This window comes from Paraburkholderia acidipaludis NBRC 101816 (assembly GCF_000684975.1).
Taxonomy (GTDB): Bacteria; Pseudomonadota; Gammaproteobacteria; order Burkholderiales; family Burkholderiaceae; genus Paraburkholderia; species Paraburkholderia acidipaludis.
Genome location: NZ_BAXZ01000004.1, coordinates 72,094 through 89,754, shown reverse-complemented (window position 1 = coordinate 89,754; position 17,661 = coordinate 72,094). Strand labels below are relative to the sequence as shown.

The following is a 17,661-nucleotide window of genomic DNA, read 5'->3' as shown; positions in this document are numbered from 1 at the left end:
GTTATTCTCCATTTCGCAATAACGAATCCCTCATCTGCGTGGAGAAATTCTGGATGAAACGCGTCGCCCTCTCGACCTTCTCGCTGGCAATGCTGACCGGTGCCGGTGCCGCACATGCCCAAAGCAGCGTGACCCTCTACGGTGTGATCGACGAATCGATCCAGTGGGCCCACAACACCACGAATTCGAACGCCCCGAGCCAGAACCAGAATCTGGTCGGCATGTACGGCGGCAACCTCTCCGGCAACCGCTGGGGCTTGAAGGGCACGGAAGACCTGGGCGGCGGCCTGCAGGCGATCTTCCAGCTGGAAAGCGGTTTTGACATCAACACCGGCGCGGCTGGCCAGGGCGGCAAGATGTTCGGCCGCCAGGCCTTCGTCGGTCTGGCTTCGGATCGCTACGGCACGCTCACGCTGGGCCGCCAGTACGATCCGCTCGTCGACATGATCCAGCCGCTCACCGGCGACAACGACTTCGGCTCCACCTTCGCGACGCCCGGCGACGTCGACAACAACGACAACAGCTCGCGCACGAACAATGCGATCAAGTACACCTCGCCGCTTCTGGATGGCTTCCAGTTCGAAGGCCTGTACGCACTGGACGGCGTTGCCGGTTCGAACGGCTCGGGCCAGAGCTGGGGCGCGGCGGGCACCTACGCCATCGGCTCGTTCAACATCGCGGCCGGCTACTTCATGATGGACAACGCGTCGTCGCTGGCCGACCGCACAGGAACGGACGGCACAGTGGGCTGGGCCTCGGGCGCAACGTCGGGCGCCATGTTCGACAGCCAGATCAACCAGGCCTATGCCTCGGCGAAGTCGGTCGGCACGGCGGCGGTTGCCGCTCAGTACGTCACGGGCCCGTTCACGTTCGCCGCACGCTACAGCAACGTCCAGTTGAAGGCCGACGGCTTCTCGACCTTCGCCACGACGCAGCGCTATAACGTCGCCGGCGGCTACTTCGGCTACCGGGTGAACCCGGCCGTGCTGCTCGGTCTCGGCTACACCTACACGCACGGCTCGGGCAATGCGTCGAACACCTATAACCAGGTGTCGCTCGGCGCGGACTACAACCTCTCGAAGCGCACCGACCTGTACGCGCTCGCCGCGTACCAGCACGCCAACGGCCAGCAGCCGGGCGCGGCCTCCGGTGTATCCGCCGGCGCATCGATCGGTTCGTACGGCTACAACTCGGCCTCCAGTTCGCAGGAGCTGGTCAGCCTCGGCATTCGCCACAAGTTCTAAAGGAACTGCACCGCCGGGCTTCGGCCCGGCGTCGGAGCCGGTTCCCAACCGGTTCCGGCCGTGTCAGAATGGCGTGGCCGCTAAAAACCACACGCTCTACGGAAAAACCAGCCTTCGGTGCAAGCCGGGGCTGGTTTTTTCATGGGCGCAAGCAGACCCTCACGCGAAGCAGGCGCGGCAAAAAATCGTCAGCAAGGTCAGTCATCCATAACATTCGCGTATGACCCATCGGTCGTATGCCCTCGCAAAGGGCTGCCCGCGTGGATCGAACGACGCCCGGCGAGCGCGCATGAAAAATCCCCGCGAGCTCGACGCCGGCGGGGATTTTTGGGTACTGACGCGCACACAGCCTCGCGGCTGCGGCGAACGGCGCTTACGCAGCCGCTGCGTCCTTCAGCTTCTTCAGCGCGCGTGCCTTGATGCGAACCGAGGCAGGCTTCGCCGGGAACCAGCGCTCCTGGCCCGTGAACGGATCCTTGCCGAAGCGCTTTTTCTTCGCCGGCACGGCCTGCACGACGATCTTCAGAAGGCCCGACAGCGTGAATTCGCCGGCGCCCTTCTTGTGGACCGAACCGAGGATCGTGTCTTCCAGAGCGGCGAGCACGGCCTTGGCGGCCTTCGGCTCGACACCGGCGCGCTCAGCGACGTGAGCAGCCAGCGAGGCCTTCGTGAAGGTGTCCTTGATCGGCGACGGAGCGCCGGACGCCTTCACGGCGACCTTCTTAGCTGCGGCCGTCTTGGCCGGTGCTTTCTTTGCAACAACCTTCTTGGCCGGGGCAGCTGCCTTTTTGGCCACTTTCTTTGCGGAAGTCGGCATGTTTCTCCTACCAGTGTTGGTCAGTGAATCGGCGAAGCACCGCGGAATGCATGTACTTCAACGGCGGATTCTACAAGCGCGCAAGCGTTTTGCGTGACTCTTTTGCATTGCCGATGCAAATTTGTTGCGCGGCGCTGACTGCCGTGTGCATTTTGACGCCTGTTTACAGGGGTAAACGTGCTCGCCACCTCCTCGAATACCCTGGACAGGCGTTCGCGGAGCATGGCGCCGCGACGCAAGAAGGCAATACGTATGGCGTTTTTCTGCGGGTGAGCGCTGCGCTACGTGTAGCGAGCCCGAAGAAAAAAGCCCGGACACGTCGTGGACGTCCGGGCTTTTCTGCGGCCAGCCAGCTGTTCGGCACAGCCTGAATGCAGGCGGCCTGGCCGCCGAAGTTCGCTCAGTGTGCGCCTTCGTGCTGCGTGGCGACCTGAGCAACCCTGTGCGCGCCGGCCTCGTGATGCTCGCGCGACAGGCGGCGCATCAGCGGCAGCAGCACGATGGCGACGAGCGTGCCCAGCGCGGCGAGCCAGCCGAGCCCGAAGAAGAGCCGCGTATAGAGCGGCAGCGAGACAAGCGGATCGAGCTCGCCCGAGGGCATCTGCGCGAAATTCGCGACCACGCTGCCGAGATACTGCGAAACGCCGCTGGCCACGAAGTACGCGCCCATCATGAAGCCGCTCATGCGCGCCGGCACGTAGCGCGCGATCATGGCAAGGCCGAGCCCGCTCACGAGCAGCTCGCCAAGCGAGTAGAGCCCGTAGCCGCCCACCATGAACCACGACGAGACGCGTCCCGCCACGGCATAGTTTCCGCTCGCCGCAAACACGAAGAAGCCCGCCGCGACTACCGCGAAACCCAGTGCATACTTCACCGCCACCGGAAAATCCCGCCCGTGCCGCGCGAGCGACGTATAGAGCGAAGCAAGCACCGGCGAAAGCAGCATGATCCAGATGGGATTGAGCGCCTGGAACTGGGCCGCGCTCCACTTGAAGAGCGGCACGCCGAACAGCGAGAACTGCGGATCGACGTTGCGCAGCGCAAAGAGCGTGAGCGAGGTCGACATCTGCTGGTAGAACACGAAGAACAGGATCGCCTGCAGCGTGAGGATCAGCGCGGCGGCAAGGCCCGCGCGCTCGGCGCGCTGTGAGCGCACGAGCATCCACGCGAACACCGCGAGCACGGCAACGCCCGCGGCATAGACGCAGGCCACGGCCACGGCCTTGTGCTGCAGCACGAACAGCGTCGCCGCGCCCAGCGCGACGGCGCCTACGGCAACGAGCGCGGCCCGGCCGTAGTTCAGCGGCGCGTCGTCCGGCACGGAACCGATATGCGCGAGCGTGCGGCGCATCAGCAGGAAGTTGAGCACGCCCAGCAGCATGCCCGCGCAGCACACCGCGAATGCCGCGTGCCAGCCCCATTGGTCCTTGATCCACGGCGTGGCGAGCATCGACACGGTCGAGCCGATGTTCACCGCCATGTAATAGATGGTAAAGGCGCTGTCGAGACGCGCATCGTCGCCTTCGTAAATGCGGCGCACGAGGTTGGCCGCGTTCGACTTGAAGAGCCCGTTGCCCACCACGATCACGGCGAGCGAGGCGAACATGTGATGGAGGCTGTCGTCGGGCATCGCGAGCATGAGATAGCCGGCCGCAAGAATCAGCGCGCCCGCCACCATCGAGCGGCGCGCGCCGAGAATCTGGTCGCCGATCCAGCCGCCGATGGCCGGCGCCGCATAAACGAGCGCCGTGAAGGCGCCCCATGTGAGATTCGCCTGGCTGTCTTCAAAGCCGAGCTTGCTCACCATGAAAAGGACGAGCAGCGCGGCCATGCCGTAAAAGCCGAAGCGCTCCCACATTTCGATCAGGAAGACCGTCGTGAACGAACGGGTCTGGGAACGGGTTGGCGAAGCGGGGGTAGTCATTGTTCTCCTTGCCTGAAAACGCATCCGATATGGGCGCCGACCTCGTGCTGCGGGGCGGCGGCATCCTGCCTGGCAGGCATTGCGCCTTTTTTGGCAGCCCCGGGCGAATTCGCGGCGATAGAGTGGGGACATAACCGGCAATCGCCGCCTTTCCCTCTTCTTTCGCACGGGATTTCGCCATGGCACTCCAGATCGGCTTTCTCCTCTTTCCTCGCGTGCAGCTGCTCGACCTTACGGGGCCTTACGACGTGCTCGCGTCGATGGCGGACACAGAGGTCCGGCTTATTTCGAAAACGCGCGACTGTATCACGTCAAATAACGGCTTTGTCATGAGGTCCGATACTAGTTTTGAGGACTGTCAGCCGCTCGACGTGCTCTGCGTACCCGGCGGCAATGGCGTGGGCGACCTGCTTTCCGATCAGGAAACGCTCGCGTTCCTGCGCCGTCAGGCCGCGCATGCGCGCTACATCACCTCGGTCTGCACGGGTGCGCTCGTGCTGGGCGCGGCCGGCCTGCTGCGCGGGCGCCGCGCCACCACGCACTGGGCCTTCCACGCGCTGCTCGAACCGTTCGGCGCGATTCCCGTGCGCGAGCGCGTGGTGCGCGACGGCAACCTCATCACCGGCGGCGGCATCACGGCCGGCATCGATTTCGCACTAGTGCTCGCGGCGGAGCTGATGGGCCGCGAAGCCGCCGAGGCGCTGCAGCTCGAACTCGAATATGCGCCGGCGCCCCCCTTCGAAGCGGGCAGCCCCGACACCGCGCCGCGCGCCGTCGTGGAGCGTGCACTAGCCGCAAATGCGGCGCTGGTGGCGGCGCGCACGCGGCTAGTTCATGAAGCGGCGGCGCGCCTCTAGAACGGCAACGGCCGCAACGCAGAGGATGACGAACGAAATTCGCCCGCATAACCTGGACGCTGCGCCGCGGCAGCGTCGCAAGCGCTCAATGAAGGAGCCCGGACAGATTGAGAACATGACGGCGTCGAAACGATTACGCTTGCCTTGACATCACCCGTTGGTTGCCCGCCCACGCATCGCGCGTTGCCGTAGTGAGGCACAACCGTGAGACACAACCGGCAAGGAGCCGCAGATGGAAGTTGCAATCGACGCCGCACGCCGCTTCGCCACCGACGTGCTGGCCAAACTCTCGGTGCCGGCCGACATCGCCGCCGACGTCGCCGAGCACCTGATCGAATCCGACCGGGTGGGCTATGCGAGCCACGGCCTCTCGATCCTGCCGAACTATCGGCTCGGGCTCGAAGCGGGGTTCGTCACGCCCGACGGCCGCCCGGAGCGGGTCGTGGACCGCGGCAGCCTGATCGCCTACGACGGCCATCACGGCTTCGGCCAGCACGTGGGCAAAGTGGTGATCGACGACGCCATCGCGCGCGTGCGCGAGCATGGCCAGTGCATCGTGACGCTGCGCCATAGCCATCACCTCGGGCGCATGGGGCATTACGGCGAGATGGTCGCGCAGCAAGGCTACGTGCTGCTCGCCTTCAGCAACGTGGTCAACCGGCCGCCCGTCGTCGCGCCGTATGGCGGACGCGAAGCGCGCCTCACGACCAATCCGCTGTGCTTCGCAGGCCCGCTGCCTGGCGGGCGCCCTCCGTTCGTCGTGGATATCGCGACGAGCGCCATCGCCGTGAACAAGGCGCGCGTGCTCGCGGAAAACGGCCGGCCCGCGCCGCCCGGCACGATGATCGACGCCAACGGCGACCCCAGCACCGACCCGAACGCGCTGTTTTCCGATCCGCCCGGCGCACTGCTGCCGTTCGGCGCTCACAAGGGTTATGCGCTCGGCCTCGTCGCGGAACTGCTGGCCGGCGTGCTTTCGGGCGGCGGCACGATCCATGCGGACAACCCGCGCAACGGCATCGCAACCAACAACCTGTTTGCGCTGGTGCTCGATCCGCAAGTGGACTTCAACCAGACGTGGCGTTCGCAGGAAGTCGAAACCTTTCTCGACTATCTGCTGGGGTGCCCGCCGCAGCATCCCGACGCGCCCGTGCAATACCCCGGCCAGTACGAGGCGGAGAACCGCGCGCGCCACACGCTCACGATCGATCTGCCGGATTCGGTGCAAAGAACGTTTGGCGAGCTCGCCGCGCAACTGGGCGTGACGCCGCTCGCGGCAGCCCGCGCGTCGTAAGCCGCGCCCGGGAGCGGGCCTTCCGGTTCGGGACGCACCGGGCAGGAGCAAGACGGCCGCGCGGAATGCGATTTGCTGTGCGCTGCGGCGCCGGCACCTGCCGCCTTCCGCTCAACCTCATCCGAGAGTCATGCTCAAGCCCATCCGTCTTTTTGTCCCGCCCTCTCAGAGCCACCCGCGCCGTTCGCATCGTCCACGCACTGGGGCGCTCGCATTGATGCTCGCGCTATGCCTCGCGCTCGCCGCCGCGCCAATAGCGTACGCGTCGGCAACGGCCGCCGATACACCCGCGGCGAGCGCAACGCCCGCATCGACGCCGGCTCAACCGGACCGGATTACACAGGCCGGGCAGGATTTACCGGCCACGCCGCTGCCGCCTTCGGAGCTCTACGGCGAGCTCTACCGCGACGTCGAGCTCGCCCAGGTCTACCCCGACAGCAAGACGTTCGCTGACATGATCCCCAACGCGCCGCCCGCGCAGATCGTTGCCGCCTACACGGCCTGGCGGCAACAAAACAGCGCATTGCGGGACCCCGCTGCCCGCAAGGCCGCGCTGACGCAGTTCGTCGAACGCTACTTCACGGCCCCGGCGCTTGCCGACGATCACTATGTTTCCGATCCGAACCAGAGCGTCGTGGCCCATATCGACACGCTCTGGAACGTGCTGCGCCGCGGCCCGGACGCCGCGCAGCACGCGGGTTCGTCGCTGCTGCCGCTGCCGTACCACTATGTCGTGCCGGGCGGCCGCTTCAACGAGATCTACTACTGGGACTCCTATTTCATCATGCTCGGCCTCGAAGCGAGCGGCCGGCACGACCTCTCGCTCGACGAGCTCAACAACTTCGCCACGCTGATCGACCGCTACGGCCACATTCCGAACGGCAACCGCAGCTATTACCTGAGCCGCTCGCAGCCGCCGTTCTTCGCGCAGATGGTGAGCCTCGTCGCGGAGCGCGACGGCGACGCCGTGTATCTGCGCTACCTGCCGCAGCTGCGCAAGGAGTACGACTACTGGATGGACGGCGCGGACAGCGTGAAGGCGGGCGAAGCCGCGCGCCACGTCGTGCGCCTTGCCGACGGCACGCTCCTGAACCGCTACTGGGACGCGCGCGACACGCCGCGCGACGAGTCGTACCGCGAAGACGTGCTGACCGCGCAGGCGACGCCGCAGCGCGATCCCGCCGATCTGTGGCGCAACCTGCGCGCGGGCGGCGAAACAGGCTGGGATTTCAGCTCGCGCTGGCTGGCGGACAACCGCACGCTCGGCACCATCGACGTCACCTCGCTCGTGCCCGTCGACCTGAACTGCCTGCTGGTCGTGCTCGAACGCACGCTCGCGAAGGCCTATGGCATCCAGGGCGATGCGGGCGCCGCGCAGGCGTTCTCGCAGCGCGCACAGCGCCGCGCCGCCGCGATCGAGCGCGTGCTATGGGATCCGAAACTGCATGCGTTCGGCGACTATGACTTCGTGCACCGCACACTCACGCACCGCCTCACGGCGGCCACCGTCTATCCGCTCTATGCGGGCGTCGCCACGCGCGGCGAGGCGCGCGAAGCGGCCGCCGCCGTGCGCGCCGGCCTGCTCCGTCCAGGCGGCCTCGCGACGACCCAGGTGTCGAGCGGCCAGCAATGGGACGAGCCCAACGGCTGGGCGCCGCTGCAATATCTCGCCGTCATGGGACTGCGCCGCTATGGAGAAAATGCGCTCGCGCAGACCATCGCTACACGGTGGATCGCGACGAACCTCGTCTATTACCGGCGCACGCAAAAGCTCGTCGAAAAATATGACGTGAGCGCGGCGGCAACGAAGGCTGCATCGGCGGGCGGCGGCGAATATCCGCTGCAGGACGGCTTTGGCTGGACCAACGGGGTGTTGCGCGTGCTGCTTCTCAAGTATCCGCACACCGCCACATCGGGAACTTCGGCCGCGGATGCGCCGGCGGCGCCGTGAAACCGTGCCGGTTAAGCCAGGCACAGGGTTTGCTGCCGCTCCCGGCGTGGCGGCCGGCGGCCTGCGCGAGCAATGCGCCGCCAGTGACCGCCGGGTCATCGCCGGGCTGCCGGCAGGCCGCCGCCACGGCCCATAGGGCGTGGTGCATACCGCGCGCCATAGGCGTATGCTGATTGCGATTACTACGACATAGACGTCCGGCTTGCGCCGTTCGACCGCGATGAACGCCTCCGCTCCTGCTTCAGGTTCCCAGTCCGCGCCGCGCGTGACGGTGGTCGTACTGACGCGCAACCACGTCCGCCAGACTGTCGATACCGTCGCCCGCCTCCTTGCGCTGCCGGAGGGGCCCGAGGTGATCGTGGCCGACAACGGCTCGAGCGATTCCACCGTCGGCCTGCTCGCCTCGCTGTTTCCGCAGGTGCACATCGTGCAGGGTCTGCGCGACCTCGGCATGGCCGGCTTCAACCGCGCCGTCTCGCTCGCGCGGACTGATTACGTCGCCTGCTGCGACGACAGCACCTGGTTCGCGCCGGGCGCGCTCGCGAGCGCGGCCCAGTTGCTCGACGCGTATCCGAACGTCGCCGTCCTGAGCGCCCGTGTTGCCGACGCGGGCGAACGGGAGATCCATCCCGCCTGCCTGATGTTCGCCGCCACCTCTCCCGGCAGCGAGGGCCTCCCGGGCCCCGCGCTCGCGAGCTTCATGCCGGGCGCCTGCCTCTTCCGCGCGGACGTGTTCCGCGAACTGGGCGGTTATGACGAGCGGCTCTCGCGCGGCGGCGCCGAAGAGCTCGCCGCGCTCGACGTGCTTTCCGCCGGCCACGTGATCGTCTATTGCGAGGGCGCGCTCGCACATCGCGAGCCGCTCTATCGCTGGTTCACGCGCGCGCAGCATTGCACGCTCGCGCGCAACGCCGCGTGGGTCGCGTGGATGCGCCTGCCGGCGCGCGACGCGCTCGCCGCCACCGGCCGCGCGCTTGCGGTCTTCGCGCGCCAGCGCTCGCTCGGGCCGGCGGGCTTCGCCCTGTTGCGCGGCGCGTTCTGGACGCTGCGCCGCCGCCGCGTGGTGCCGCCGCATGTCGTGCTGCTCACGCGCCAGGTGCGCCGCGCCCAGCACCAGGTGCGCCTCGGCATTCCTGCGATGGCCGAGAAGTACGATCGATCGGGACAGCGTGCGTGGTAAGCTGCCCCGCCTGAACGGCCCTCCACCCATTCAAGGACCATGACGACGCCCGAACCCGGCATCGCCCAGCAACGGAGTTCCGCCCGGAAGGACGCGAGCTTCGCCGCCGCCGGTCACAACGACCGCCGTTTCGAGGCGCTCGTGCAGCCCATCGAGGACTACGCGATCTTCCTGCTCGATCCCCACGGCAACGTGGCGACCTGGAATCGCGGCGCCCAACGCATCAAGGGTTACGAGGCGCACGAGATCATCGGCCAGCATTTTTCGCGCTTCTATGCCGAAGAGGCCAAAGCGCGCCGCTGGCCCGAGCACGAACTCGAACAGGCCGTGCTGCATGGCCGCTTCAATGACGAAGGCTGGCGCGTGCGCAAGGACGGCTCGATGTTCTGGGCCAATGTCGTCATCACCGCGCTCTACGAACAGGACGGCTCGCTCGCGGGCTTCGCGAAGGTCACGCGCGACCTCACGATCGAACGCCGCCAGGTCGAGGCGCTGCGGCAGTCGGAGGAGCGCTTCCGGCTGCTCGTCGAGAACGTGAGCGACTACGCCATCTTCATGCTCGACCCCGAAGGCTTCGTCGTGAGCTGGAACAGCGGCGCGACCAACCTGAAGGGCTATCGTCCGGCCGAGATCGTGGGCCAGCATTTTTCGGTGTTCTATCCAACCGAGGACGTCGCCGACGGCGTGCCCGAACGCGAGCTGCGCCGCGCCGCCAGCCACGGCCGCTCGGTGAGCGAAGGCTGGCGCGTGCGCAAGGACGGCTCGATGTTCTGGGCCTACGTCACGATCACGGCGATCCACGACAGCCAGGGACGCCTTTCCGGCTTCGCGAAGGTCACGCGCGACATGACCGAAAGCCGCCGCAACGAAGAGCTCGAACATTCGAGCGAGCAGATGAAGCAGTTCCTCGCGCTGCTCGCCCACGAGCTGCGCAATCCGCTTGCGCCCGTGCGCAACGCCGTCGCCGCGATGCGGCTCGCGCCGCACGCAAACCCCGAAACCCGCCGCGCGGGCGACCTCATCGAACGGCAGATCGCGCATCTCACGCGGCTCGTCGACGACCTGCTCGACGTCGGCCGCATCACGTCGGGCAGGATCGAGCTGCGCGAAGCACCGCTCGATCTGCATGAGGTGATCGAACACGCGGTCGAAGCCGCCCAGCCTTTCACCGGCGCGCGCCAGCAGCAAGTGGCCGTGCAGTTGCCCGCGAGCCCGCTGCGGATGATCGGCGACCACACGCGGCTCGTCCAGGTGCTGCAGAACGTGCTGCACAACGCCTCGAAATTTTCGCCCGACGGCAGCGGCATCGCCATCGACGTGCAGGCCGGCGCGCGCACCGTGCAGATCCAGGTGCGCGACAACGGGTGCGGCCTGCGGCCCGGCACCTTCGAATCGATCTTCGGTCTGTTCAGTCAGGACCGCTTGATGCCCGGCCCCAGCGAAAACGGCCTCGGCATCGGCCTCATGCTCTGCCGCTCGCTCGTCGAGCTGCACGGCGGCACGATCTCGGCGACGAGCGCGGGGCCCGGCACCGGCAGCACGTTTACGATCCGTCTGCCGCTCGAGCGCACCGGCGCCTACGTGCCGGGGGGCCAGCCGCCGGCGCCCGCGCAGGTGACGCACGATCCGCACCGCCTGCACGAATCGCCCGCGCTGCGCGTGCTGATCGTGGACGACAACCGCGACTCCGCCGATAGCCTCGCCATGCTGCTCGAACTGAAGGGGCACGAGGTGCGGGTCGCCTACAGCGCCGCGCATGCCCGCGAACAGGTGGAAGACTTCGCGCCCGACGCAGCGCTGATCGACATCGCCATGCCCGAGATCGACGGCTATGCGGCGCTGCAGGCATTGCGCGCCCATGCGCCGCTCGCGCGCACGCTGTTCGCCGCCATGACGGGCTTCGGCCAGGCCGCCGACGTCGAGCTCACGCGCGCGGCGGGCTTCGAAATGCATCTGGTGAAGCCCGTGGACGCCGCGCTGTTCGACGAGGTGCTCGCGCGCGCGGCCGAGCGGCGCGCTCAGGCCGTGACGGGCGCGACCGGCACGAACTGGCGGTAATCCACCTGCGGACCGCGCACGACGATCGCCGTGGCCTCGGGCACTTCCGCCCAGGCATCGGGCAAATCGACGAGCGGCTCGGAAACGATCAGGTAGGCGTCGTCGCCCGCGGCCGCAATGCGCGGGTCGTCGGGATAGAGTTCGTGCAGATGCCTGAACGACGTGCTGTGAAAGAGGGAGCGCGAATTGCCGCCGCTCGAATAGCGCACGGCCACCATCTGCTCGCCGTCGGTCGCGACCACGGTCATGTTGAGTGGATTCGCAACGCCGTGGCTGCGCGCCTTCGCCTCGACGAAACCGGCCATGCGCTCGAGCGCGGGCACCGGTTCGTGCTCGAGGCCGAACGACATCGCGAGATAGAACATCACCTCCGAATCCGTCGATCCTTCGAGCCCGTTGAAGCGCCCCGGATCGATCGCCACCAGCAGATCGCGGCGCACGAGCGGAAAGTTCTCGATCAGCCCGTTATGGGCAAAAAGCCAGCGCCGGTGCCGGAACGGATGGCAGTTGGTCTCCTGCACCGCGGTGTGCGTGGCCGAGCGGATGTGCGCGATGAACATCGGCGCTCTCACGGCGCGCGCGAGTTCGTGCAGGTTGTGGTCGTTCCAGGCAGGCTGAATGCTTCGATAGCGATAGGGAATGTCGTGCGGCTGCTGATACCAGCCGAGGCCGAAGCCGTCGCCGTTGGTGGTCGTCGCACCGAGCTTCGAGTGCAGGGCCTGGTCGATCAGCGAATGGCGCGAGCGGAACAGCACGGTTTGCAGATGAACGGGATTGCCCGAATAGGCGAGCCAGCGGCACATGATGCACTCCTCTATAACGGCGTACTCACTTCGTGACGTGCAGGGCCGCGATCGGCGTGAGAAAACCGTCGAGGCCGGTCAGAATGATCTGCACACCGATGCACAACAGCAGGAACGACGACACCCGCATGGCGACGCGCGTGCCTTCCACGCCGAGGTATTGCGCAAGACGCGCCGCCCGGCTGTAGACGTAATAGATGACGATCATCACGAGCACCGAAATGACGACCGAGGCGATGCTCGAAAGCAGCCACGCCGAAAGCTTGTGCGTGCGGTTCGCGTTCAGCGCGATGGCGGTGGCGATCGAGCCCGGCCCGGTGGTGAGCGGCACCGTGAGCGGGAAGAAGGCCTTGCCCGAGGCGGACTCGGCATTGAAGGCCTTGAGCGCGGCTTCGTCGGCCGGGCGCGGCGCGGCTTCGGGCGCGTTGAGCATTTGCCAGCCGCTCACGGCCACTGCAAGACCGCCGCCGATGCGCAGCGCCTCCATCGAAATGCCGAAGAAATGCAGAATGGGCGTGCCGACGAAAAACGCCACGAGCAGAACGAAGAATGCGTTCATCGCCACGCGCTTGGCGAGCAGGCGCCGCTCCTCGTCGTTGAGCGTGGCCGTGCGGTCGAGAAAAACGAACGCGACGCCAACAGGATTGATGATGCTGATCAGTCCGGTAAAACCGAACAGGATGTCTGAAATCAAGCTTTCGATCATGAAGTCGATCCGGGGTTTGGGCCGCGCCGGCCGGGCTGCCAGAAGTGTAACTGGATCGGCAGGGCGCGTGACGGCTCGATGCCAGGCGCGCGGCGCCACAATCCGGCTTGCAATCCCGCGCCGCACCATGCTTTCGAAAGACATACGGCCTTTTTGAAGCCTTTACCGCGCGGCCCCGCCCGGCATAGAGTGCTCAAACCGTCTCTCGCCACGCGATCGTTCCTGCCTCTACCGGAAGAGGAGTTGCCCATGTCACTGAAGTTGCTCGCTGCCCTGCCCTTCATCGGCATCCTGCTCGGCGTGCCGTTCGTCAACCGCACCGAACCGCTCGTGCTCGGCATGCCGTTCGTGCTCGCGTGGATCGTCATGTGGGTCGTGCTGACCTCGGCGATCATGGCCGCCGTCTACCGGCTCGATCCCGCCAATCGCCGCACAGGGGCGCAAGACGACCATGCAGACGACGCAGGCGAGGTGCGATCATGAGCGCGCTCGTGCTCATCGCGGCGATCACGCTCGTCGCGCTCGGCCTCGGCATGCGCGCGCGGCGCGGCCACGACATGAATCTCGAGCAGTGGTCGGTGGGAGGCCGCAGCTTCGGCACGGCCTTCGTGTTCCTGCTCATGGCCGGCGAGATCTACACCACCTTCACATTTCTCGGCGGCAGCGGCTTCGCCTACGGCAAGGGCGCGCCCGTTTACTACATCCTCGCCTATGCCACGCTCGCGTACATCCTCTCGTACTGGATGCTGCCGCCCATCTGGCGCTTCGCGAAAACGTACCGGCTCGTCTCGCAGCCGCACTTCTTCGCGCGCAAATACCGGAGCCCCGCGCTCGGCGTGCTGGTCGCGCTCGTGGGCGTGACCGCTCTCGTGCCCTATCTCGTGCTGCAACTGAAGGGTCTCGGCATCATCGTCGCGACAACCTCGTATGGCGCCATTCCCTCGACGGCCGCCGTCTGGTGCGGCGCCTTCGTCGTCACCGCCTATGTGATCGTCTCGGGCGTGCGCGGCTGCGCGTGGAATTCGGTTGTCAAGGACGTGCTGATCCTCAGCGTGGCGATCTTTCTCGGCATCTATCTGCCGATCCGCTACTACGGCGGCCTCGGCGACATGTTCCGCGCCGTCGACGCGGCAAAGCCCGGTTTCCTGACGTTTCCGCCCAAAGGCCAGAGCGTGACGTGGTTCCAGTCCACCGTGCTGCTCACGGCGCTCGGCTTCTTCATGTGGCCGCACAGCTTCGGCTCGATCTATACCGCGAAGAACGAACGCATCTTCCGGCGCAACGCCATGCTGCTGCCGCTCTATCAGCTGATCCTGCTATTCGTGTTCTTCTGCGGCTTCGCGGCCGTGCTGAAGGTGCCCGGCCTCAAAGGCGCCGACATCGACCTCTCGCTCTTCCGGCTCTCGCTGCAGACCTTCGACCCGTGGGTGGTGGGCATCATCGGCGCGGCGGGCGTGCTCACGGCCCTCGTGCCGGGCTCGATGATCCTCACCACCGCCTCCACGCTGCTCGCCAACGACGTTTATCGCGGCGCCCTGATGAAGAACGCGGACGACGAGCGCGTCGCCCGTCTCGCGCGCTTCCTCGTGCCGGTGATCGCGCTCGTTGCCGTAGGCTTCACGCTCAAGGGCGGCGACACCATCGTCGCGCTGCTGCTGATGGGCTACAGCTTCGTGACGCAGCTCTTTCCCGCGCTCGTGTGCAGCCTCGCGCCGCGCAATCGCGCCACGAAACAAGGGGCGTTCTGCGGGATTCTGGCCGGCGTGGCGGTGGTGGTCGCCACCACGCTGCTGCACGTGAGCGTCGCGCAGCTCATGCCGTTCGCGCCCGACGCGCTCAAGGACATCAACATCGGCTTTCTCGCACTCGGCGTCAACGTGGTCGTGCTTGCGGTCGTGAGCGCGGTGACGCAGCCGCGCGCACACGCGGGCCATACGCACGCCAGCGTGCACTGAAGCGCCGTCGCGGGGCGCCTCGCGCAGCGCTGACGCTCAGCGTTTCGCCGCGCCGTAGAGCGTCGAATCGGCGAAACCCTCCGCGGCCAGCACGTTGCCAACGAGGATCAGCGCGGTGCGCTCGATATCGGTCGCCGCCACCTTCTCCACGATATCGCCCAGCGTGCCGGTCACGCGCTCCTCGTCGGGCCAGCTCGCCCGATAGACGACTGCGATCGGGCAGGCCTCGCCGTAGTGCGGGCGCAGTTCGTCCACGATGCGCGCGAGATGGCGCACGCCCAGGTGAATCGCCATGGTCGCGCGATGGCGGGCAAGGTCGCCCAGTTGCTCGCCTTCGGGCATCGCCGTTTTCGTCGCATAGCGCGTGAGGATGAGCGTCTGCGAAACACCCGGCAGCGTGAGCTCGCAACCCAGCGCCGCCGCGCAGGCGGCCGTGGCCGTGACGCCCGGCACGATTTCATAAGGAATGCCAAGCGCACGCAGGCGGCGGATCTGCTCGCCGATCGCGCCATAGAGCGAGGGATCGCCCGAATGCACGCGCGCCACGTCGTGGCCGTTGCGATGCGCCTCGCGCAGCAGCGCGACGATCTCGTCGAGCGTGAGCGGCGCGGTGTCCACCACCTGGCGGGCGCGATGCCCGTCCAGCACGGCCGGCGGCACGAGCGAGCCCGCATAGAGAATCACGGGGCAGCTGCGCACGAGGCGCTGCCCTTTTACCGTGATGAGTTCCGGGTCGCCCGGTCCGGCGCCGATGAAAAAGACGGTCATTGCGTGGTATTCCGAAGCATTTGGGCGAAGGCCAGCGCCGCGAGCAGATCGTCCACCGAATCGAACTCGCGCGTGGCGGCGGGTAGCAGCGGACGCCGCAGCATCACGACCGGCAGACCCAGTTCGCGCGCGACGCCGAGTTTCGCCTCCGTGGCCGCGCCGCCGCTGTTCTTGCTGACGACGACGTCGATGCGCGCGGAGACGAACAGTTCTCGCTCGCCCTCGGGCGTGAACGGGCCGCGCGCGTCGATCACGCGTGCGCGCGCGTGGCCGGGGTGCGCCTGGAGGCAGCGTATCGTCCAGTACTGATGCAGCGGGATTTCATCTCGATGCGCGTCCAGATGCGCGAGCGGCTCGCGCCCGAGCGTGAAGAGCGGACGTTCGAAGGGCGCGAGCGCGGCCATCGCGCCCGCCCAGCCAGCGACGAAACGCCAGTCGTCGCCGGCTTGCGGCTGCCACGGCGCGCGACGCAGCGCCCAATAAGGCACGCCTGTCTCGGCGCATGCGTGCGCCGCATTGGCGCTGATCCGCGCGGCGTAGGGATGCGTCGCGTCGACCACCAGATCGATGCGCGCCTCGGTCAGATAGCGCGCGAGCCCCTCGGCGCCGCCGAAGCCGCCGACACGCACCTCGCACGCGAGGTCGTCCGGCACGCGCCCAAGGCCCGCGAGACTGTAGACGTGCTGCGGCGCGAGTCGACGTGCAATATGCAGCGCGTCGCCGGTGCCGCCCAGCAGCAGCAAACGCGGCATCACGGCTTCGTCGCCTCGTAGAGCGTGACGGGCAGCGCCTGACGCCACGTGTCGAAGCGCCCAAGCGGCTGCGCCTCGCCAACGCCGATGCGCGTGAGCGTGCCGTCATGCTGTTCGCGCCACATTACGAGCGCCGCCTCGCTCTGCACGGTCACGGCGTTCGCCACGAGCCGGCCGCCGGGCGCGAGCCGGTCCCAGCACGTTTCCAGCACGCCCGGCGCCGTCACGCCGCCGCCGACAAACACGGCGTCGGGCGCGGCCAGGCCCGCAAGAGCGTCGGGCGCACGGCCCGCCACGAGCTGCAGCGCGGGCACGCCCAGCGCGTCGCGGTTGTGTGCGATGAAACGCTGGCGCGCTTCGTTCGCTTCGATCGCAATCGCGCGGCAAGCCGGGTGCGCGCGCATCCATTCGATGCCGATCGATCCGCTGCCCGCGCCCACGTCCCAGAGCAGCGCGCCCGGCGTGGGCGCGAGCCGCGCGAGCGTGAGCGCACGCACGTCGCGCTTCGTGAGCTGGCCGTCGTGAAGATAGGCGTCGTCGGGCAGCCCGGATGTGAGCGTCCACGCTCGTGCGCCGGCAGCGGCCACGCATTCGAATGCGGCAAGGTTGAGCGCGGCAACTTCATCGGTGTGCCAGGCATCGGCACGGCCATCGAGGCGCCGTTCGCGCTCGCCGCCCAGATGCTCGAACACCGTGAGACGCGTGGCGCCGAAGCCGGCCGATGCGAGCCAAGCCGCGAGCGCGGCGGGTGTACGGCCGTCCGCGCTCAGGACCAGCACGCGCGAACCCGCGTAAAGATGACGCCGCAGCGCGTCGATCGGCCTGCCGACGAGCGAGACCGCCGCGACGTCCTGCAGCGCCCAGCCAAGCCGCGCCGCGGCGAGCGACAACGACGACGGCGCGGGCAGCACCGCCATCTCGCCGGGCACGAGATGGCGTGCCAGCGTGGCGCCCACGCCGAACAGCATGGGGTCGCCGCTCGCAAGCACGCACACGCGCAGGCCCGCTTCGCGCAGCGCGAGCAGCGGCTCGACGCTGAACGGCTGCGGCCACGGTTCGCGGCGCGCCCGTATGCGCGCAGGCAGCATCGACAGATGGCGCGCGCCGCCCGTCACCACCTGCGCGTCGAAGAGCGCATGCCGCGCCGCGCGTCCCAGTCCCGCATATCCGTCGTCGCCGATGCCGACCACCGTCAGCCACGCACGCGTGCCCTGCATGCCATCTCCGTTCGAGTCCCGCCGAGGCAGCCCCGAGTCTCGAGCCGCCCATGAAAACGGGCATAATACCGTGTCCGCCGGTGCCCGATGGGCTGAAAACGGAACACAGCGACGCTGTGCCCGCACCCCGAGCGC

General features: G+C 67.5%; 16 protein-coding genes. 9 read left to right on the top strand and 7 right to left on the bottom strand.

Annotation, left to right across the window (positions count from 1 at the left end; translation table 11 throughout):
* Positions 1 to 53: 53 nt before the first annotated feature.
* Complete coding sequence (locus tag BAC01S_RS05575) at positions 54 to 1,244, top strand: porin (protein ID WP_027793867.1); 1,191 nt, start codon at positions 54 to 56, stop codon at positions 1,242 to 1,244.
* A 373-nt stretch (positions 1,245 to 1,617) separates the two neighbouring features.
* On the opposite strand, the gene BAC01S_RS05570 is transcribed toward BAC01S_RS05575, so the two are convergent.
* Entirely contained in the window at positions 1,618 to 2,061 is a 444-nt protein-coding gene (locus BAC01S_RS05570; protein WP_027793866.1) for an HU family DNA-binding protein, read from the bottom strand.
* Positions 2,062 to 2,111: 50 nt separating this feature from the next.
* On the opposite strand from BAC01S_RS05570, the gene BAC01S_RS34420 reads away from it, so the two are divergent.
* The gene (locus BAC01S_RS34420) at positions 2,112 to 2,432 is read left to right on the top strand and encodes a hypothetical protein (RefSeq protein ID WP_156954322.1); all 321 of its coding nucleotides are present in this window, start codon (positions 2,112 to 2,114) and stop codon (positions 2,430 to 2,432) included.
* Between the two features lie 29 nt (positions 2,433 to 2,461).
* On the opposite strand, the gene BAC01S_RS30410 is transcribed toward BAC01S_RS34420, so the two are convergent.
* On the bottom strand, positions 2,462 to 3,985 hold the full coding sequence (locus BAC01S_RS30410; protein ID WP_043201304.1) for a peptide MFS transporter: 1,524 nt from the start codon (positions 3,983 to 3,985) through the stop codon (positions 2,462 to 2,464).
* A gap of 179 nt (positions 3,986 to 4,164) precedes the next feature.
* Between BAC01S_RS30410 and BAC01S_RS05560 the strand changes: the two genes are divergently transcribed.
* From BAC01S_RS05560 to BAC01S_RS30395, 5 genes are all read left to right on the top strand, one after another.
* Positions 4,165 to 4,842: a DJ-1/PfpI family protein gene (locus BAC01S_RS05560; RefSeq protein WP_027793865.1), complete on the top strand. Its 678-nt coding sequence runs from the start codon at positions 4,165 to 4,167 to the stop codon at positions 4,840 to 4,842.
* 232 nt (positions 4,843 to 5,074) lie between these two features.
* Positions 5,075 to 6,136: an Ldh family oxidoreductase gene (locus BAC01S_RS05555; RefSeq protein ID WP_027793864.1), complete on the top strand. Its 1,062-nt coding sequence runs from the start codon at positions 5,075 to 5,077 to the stop codon at positions 6,134 to 6,136.
* Positions 6,137 to 6,353: 217 nt separating this feature from the next.
* Positions 6,354 to 8,087, top strand: coding sequence for an alpha,alpha-trehalase TreF (gene treF / locus BAC01S_RS30405; RefSeq protein WP_084168259.1), 1,734 nt, complete (start codon positions 6,354 to 6,356; stop codon positions 8,085 to 8,087).
* A 220-nt stretch (positions 8,088 to 8,307) separates the two neighbouring features.
* Positions 8,308 to 9,267 carry a glycosyltransferase family 2 protein gene (locus BAC01S_RS30400; RefSeq protein WP_043201439.1) on the top strand — a complete coding sequence of 320 codons (960 nt, stop codon included), beginning with the start codon at positions 8,308 to 8,310 and terminating at the stop codon, positions 9,265 to 9,267.
* Positions 9,268 to 9,306: 39 nt separating this feature from the next.
* Complete coding sequence (locus tag BAC01S_RS30395; RefSeq protein WP_084168257.1) at positions 9,307 to 11,325, top strand: PAS domain-containing hybrid sensor histidine kinase/response regulator; 2,019 nt, start codon at positions 9,307 to 9,309, stop codon at positions 11,323 to 11,325.
* Here BAC01S_RS30395 and BAC01S_RS05535 read toward each other — a convergent pair.
* Together BAC01S_RS05535 and BAC01S_RS05530 are read right to left on the bottom strand one after the other, a co-directional pair.
* Entirely contained in the window at positions 11,286 to 12,128 is an 843-nt protein-coding gene (locus tag BAC01S_RS05535; protein WP_027793863.1) for a class II glutamine amidotransferase, read from the bottom strand. The two genes, BAC01S_RS30395 and BAC01S_RS05535, sit on opposite strands and share 40 nt — an antisense overlap.
* Before the next feature lie 25 nt (positions 12,129 to 12,153).
* Positions 12,154 to 12,834 (bottom strand): MarC family protein, encoded by a 681-nt coding sequence (locus tag BAC01S_RS05530; protein WP_027793862.1) that lies wholly within the window; start codon positions 12,832 to 12,834, stop codon positions 12,154 to 12,156.
* Positions 12,835 to 13,083: 249 nt separating this feature from the next.
* Between BAC01S_RS05530 and BAC01S_RS05525 the strand changes: the two genes are divergently transcribed.
* Complete coding sequence (locus BAC01S_RS05525) at positions 13,084 to 13,317, top strand: DUF3311 domain-containing protein (RefSeq protein ID WP_027793861.1); 234 nt, start codon at positions 13,084 to 13,086, stop codon at positions 13,315 to 13,317.
* Positions 13,314 to 14,789 carry a sodium:solute symporter family protein gene (locus BAC01S_RS05520; protein ID WP_027793860.1) on the top strand — a complete coding sequence of 492 codons (1,476 nt, stop codon included), beginning with the start codon at positions 13,314 to 13,316 and terminating at the stop codon, positions 14,787 to 14,789. The genes BAC01S_RS05525 and BAC01S_RS05520 overlap by 4 nt, the downstream gene beginning before the upstream one ends.
* 36 nt (positions 14,790 to 14,825) lie before the next feature.
* Here BAC01S_RS05520 and cobM read toward each other — a convergent pair whose 3' ends face one another.
* From cobM to BAC01S_RS05505, 3 genes are read right to left on the bottom strand one after another with little or no spacing between them, the layout of a single operon-like run.
* Positions 14,826 to 15,557, bottom strand: coding sequence for a precorrin-4 C(11)-methyltransferase (gene cobM / locus BAC01S_RS05515; RefSeq protein ID WP_027793859.1), 732 nt, complete (start codon positions 15,555 to 15,557; stop codon positions 14,826 to 14,828).
* Positions 15,554 to 16,312: a cobalt-precorrin-6A reductase gene (locus BAC01S_RS30390; RefSeq protein ID WP_156954321.1), complete on the bottom strand. Its 759-nt coding sequence runs from the start codon at positions 16,310 to 16,312 to the stop codon at positions 15,554 to 15,556. The genes cobM and BAC01S_RS30390 overlap by 4 nt, the downstream gene beginning before the upstream one ends.
* Positions 16,309 to 17,526 (bottom strand): bifunctional cobalt-precorrin-7 (C(5))-methyltransferase/cobalt-precorrin-6B (C(15))-methyltransferase, encoded by a 1,218-nt coding sequence (locus BAC01S_RS05505; protein WP_027793858.1) that lies wholly within the window; start codon positions 17,524 to 17,526, stop codon positions 16,309 to 16,311. Before BAC01S_RS05505 ends, BAC01S_RS30390 begins: the two co-directional genes overlap by 4 nt.
* Positions 17,527 to 17,661: the final 135 nt, after the last annotated feature.

Excerpts from the sequence above, each read along its gene's own strand:
- BAC01S_RS05575 (WP_027793867.1), top strand. The coding sequence starts at position 54 with ATGAAACGCGTCGCCCTCTCGACCTTCTCGCTGGCAATGCTGACCGGT.
- BAC01S_RS05570 (WP_027793866.1), bottom strand. The coding sequence starts at position 2,061 with ATGCCGACTTCCGCAAAGAAAGTGGCCAAAAAGGCAGCTGCCCCGGCC.
- BAC01S_RS34420 (WP_156954322.1), top strand. The coding sequence starts at position 2,112 with ATGTACTTCAACGGCGGATTCTACAAGCGCGCAAGCGTTTTGCGTGAC.
- BAC01S_RS30410 (WP_043201304.1), bottom strand. The coding sequence starts at position 3,985 with ATGACTACCCCCGCTTCGCCAACCCGTTCCCAGACCCGTTCGTTCACG.
- BAC01S_RS05560 (WP_027793865.1), top strand. The coding sequence starts at position 4,165 with ATGGCACTCCAGATCGGCTTTCTCCTCTTTCCTCGCGTGCAGCTGCTC.
- BAC01S_RS05555 (WP_027793864.1), top strand. The coding sequence starts at position 5,075 with ATGGAAGTTGCAATCGACGCCGCACGCCGCTTCGCCACCGACGTGCTG.
- treF (WP_084168259.1), top strand. The coding sequence starts at position 6,354 with ATGCTCGCGCTATGCCTCGCGCTCGCCGCCGCGCCAATAGCGTACGCG.
- BAC01S_RS30400 (WP_043201439.1), top strand. The coding sequence starts at position 8,308 with ATGAACGCCTCCGCTCCTGCTTCAGGTTCCCAGTCCGCGCCGCGCGTG.
- BAC01S_RS30395 (WP_084168257.1), top strand. The coding sequence starts at position 9,307 with ATGACGACGCCCGAACCCGGCATCGCCCAGCAACGGAGTTCCGCCCGG.
- BAC01S_RS05535 (WP_027793863.1), bottom strand. The coding sequence starts at position 12,128 with ATGTGCCGCTGGCTCGCCTATTCGGGCAATCCCGTTCATCTGCAAACC.
- BAC01S_RS05530 (WP_027793862.1), bottom strand. The coding sequence starts at position 12,834 with ATGATCGAAAGCTTGATTTCAGACATCCTGTTCGGTTTTACCGGACTG.
- BAC01S_RS05525 (WP_027793861.1), top strand. The coding sequence starts at position 13,084 with ATGTCACTGAAGTTGCTCGCTGCCCTGCCCTTCATCGGCATCCTGCTC.
- BAC01S_RS05520 (WP_027793860.1), top strand. The coding sequence starts at position 13,314 with ATGAGCGCGCTCGTGCTCATCGCGGCGATCACGCTCGTCGCGCTCGGC.
- cobM (WP_027793859.1), bottom strand. The coding sequence starts at position 15,557 with ATGACCGTCTTTTTCATCGGCGCCGGACCGGGCGACCCGGAACTCATC.
- BAC01S_RS05505 (WP_027793858.1), bottom strand. The coding sequence starts at position 17,526 with ATGCAGGGCACGCGTGCGTGGCTGACGGTGGTCGGCATCGGCGACGAC.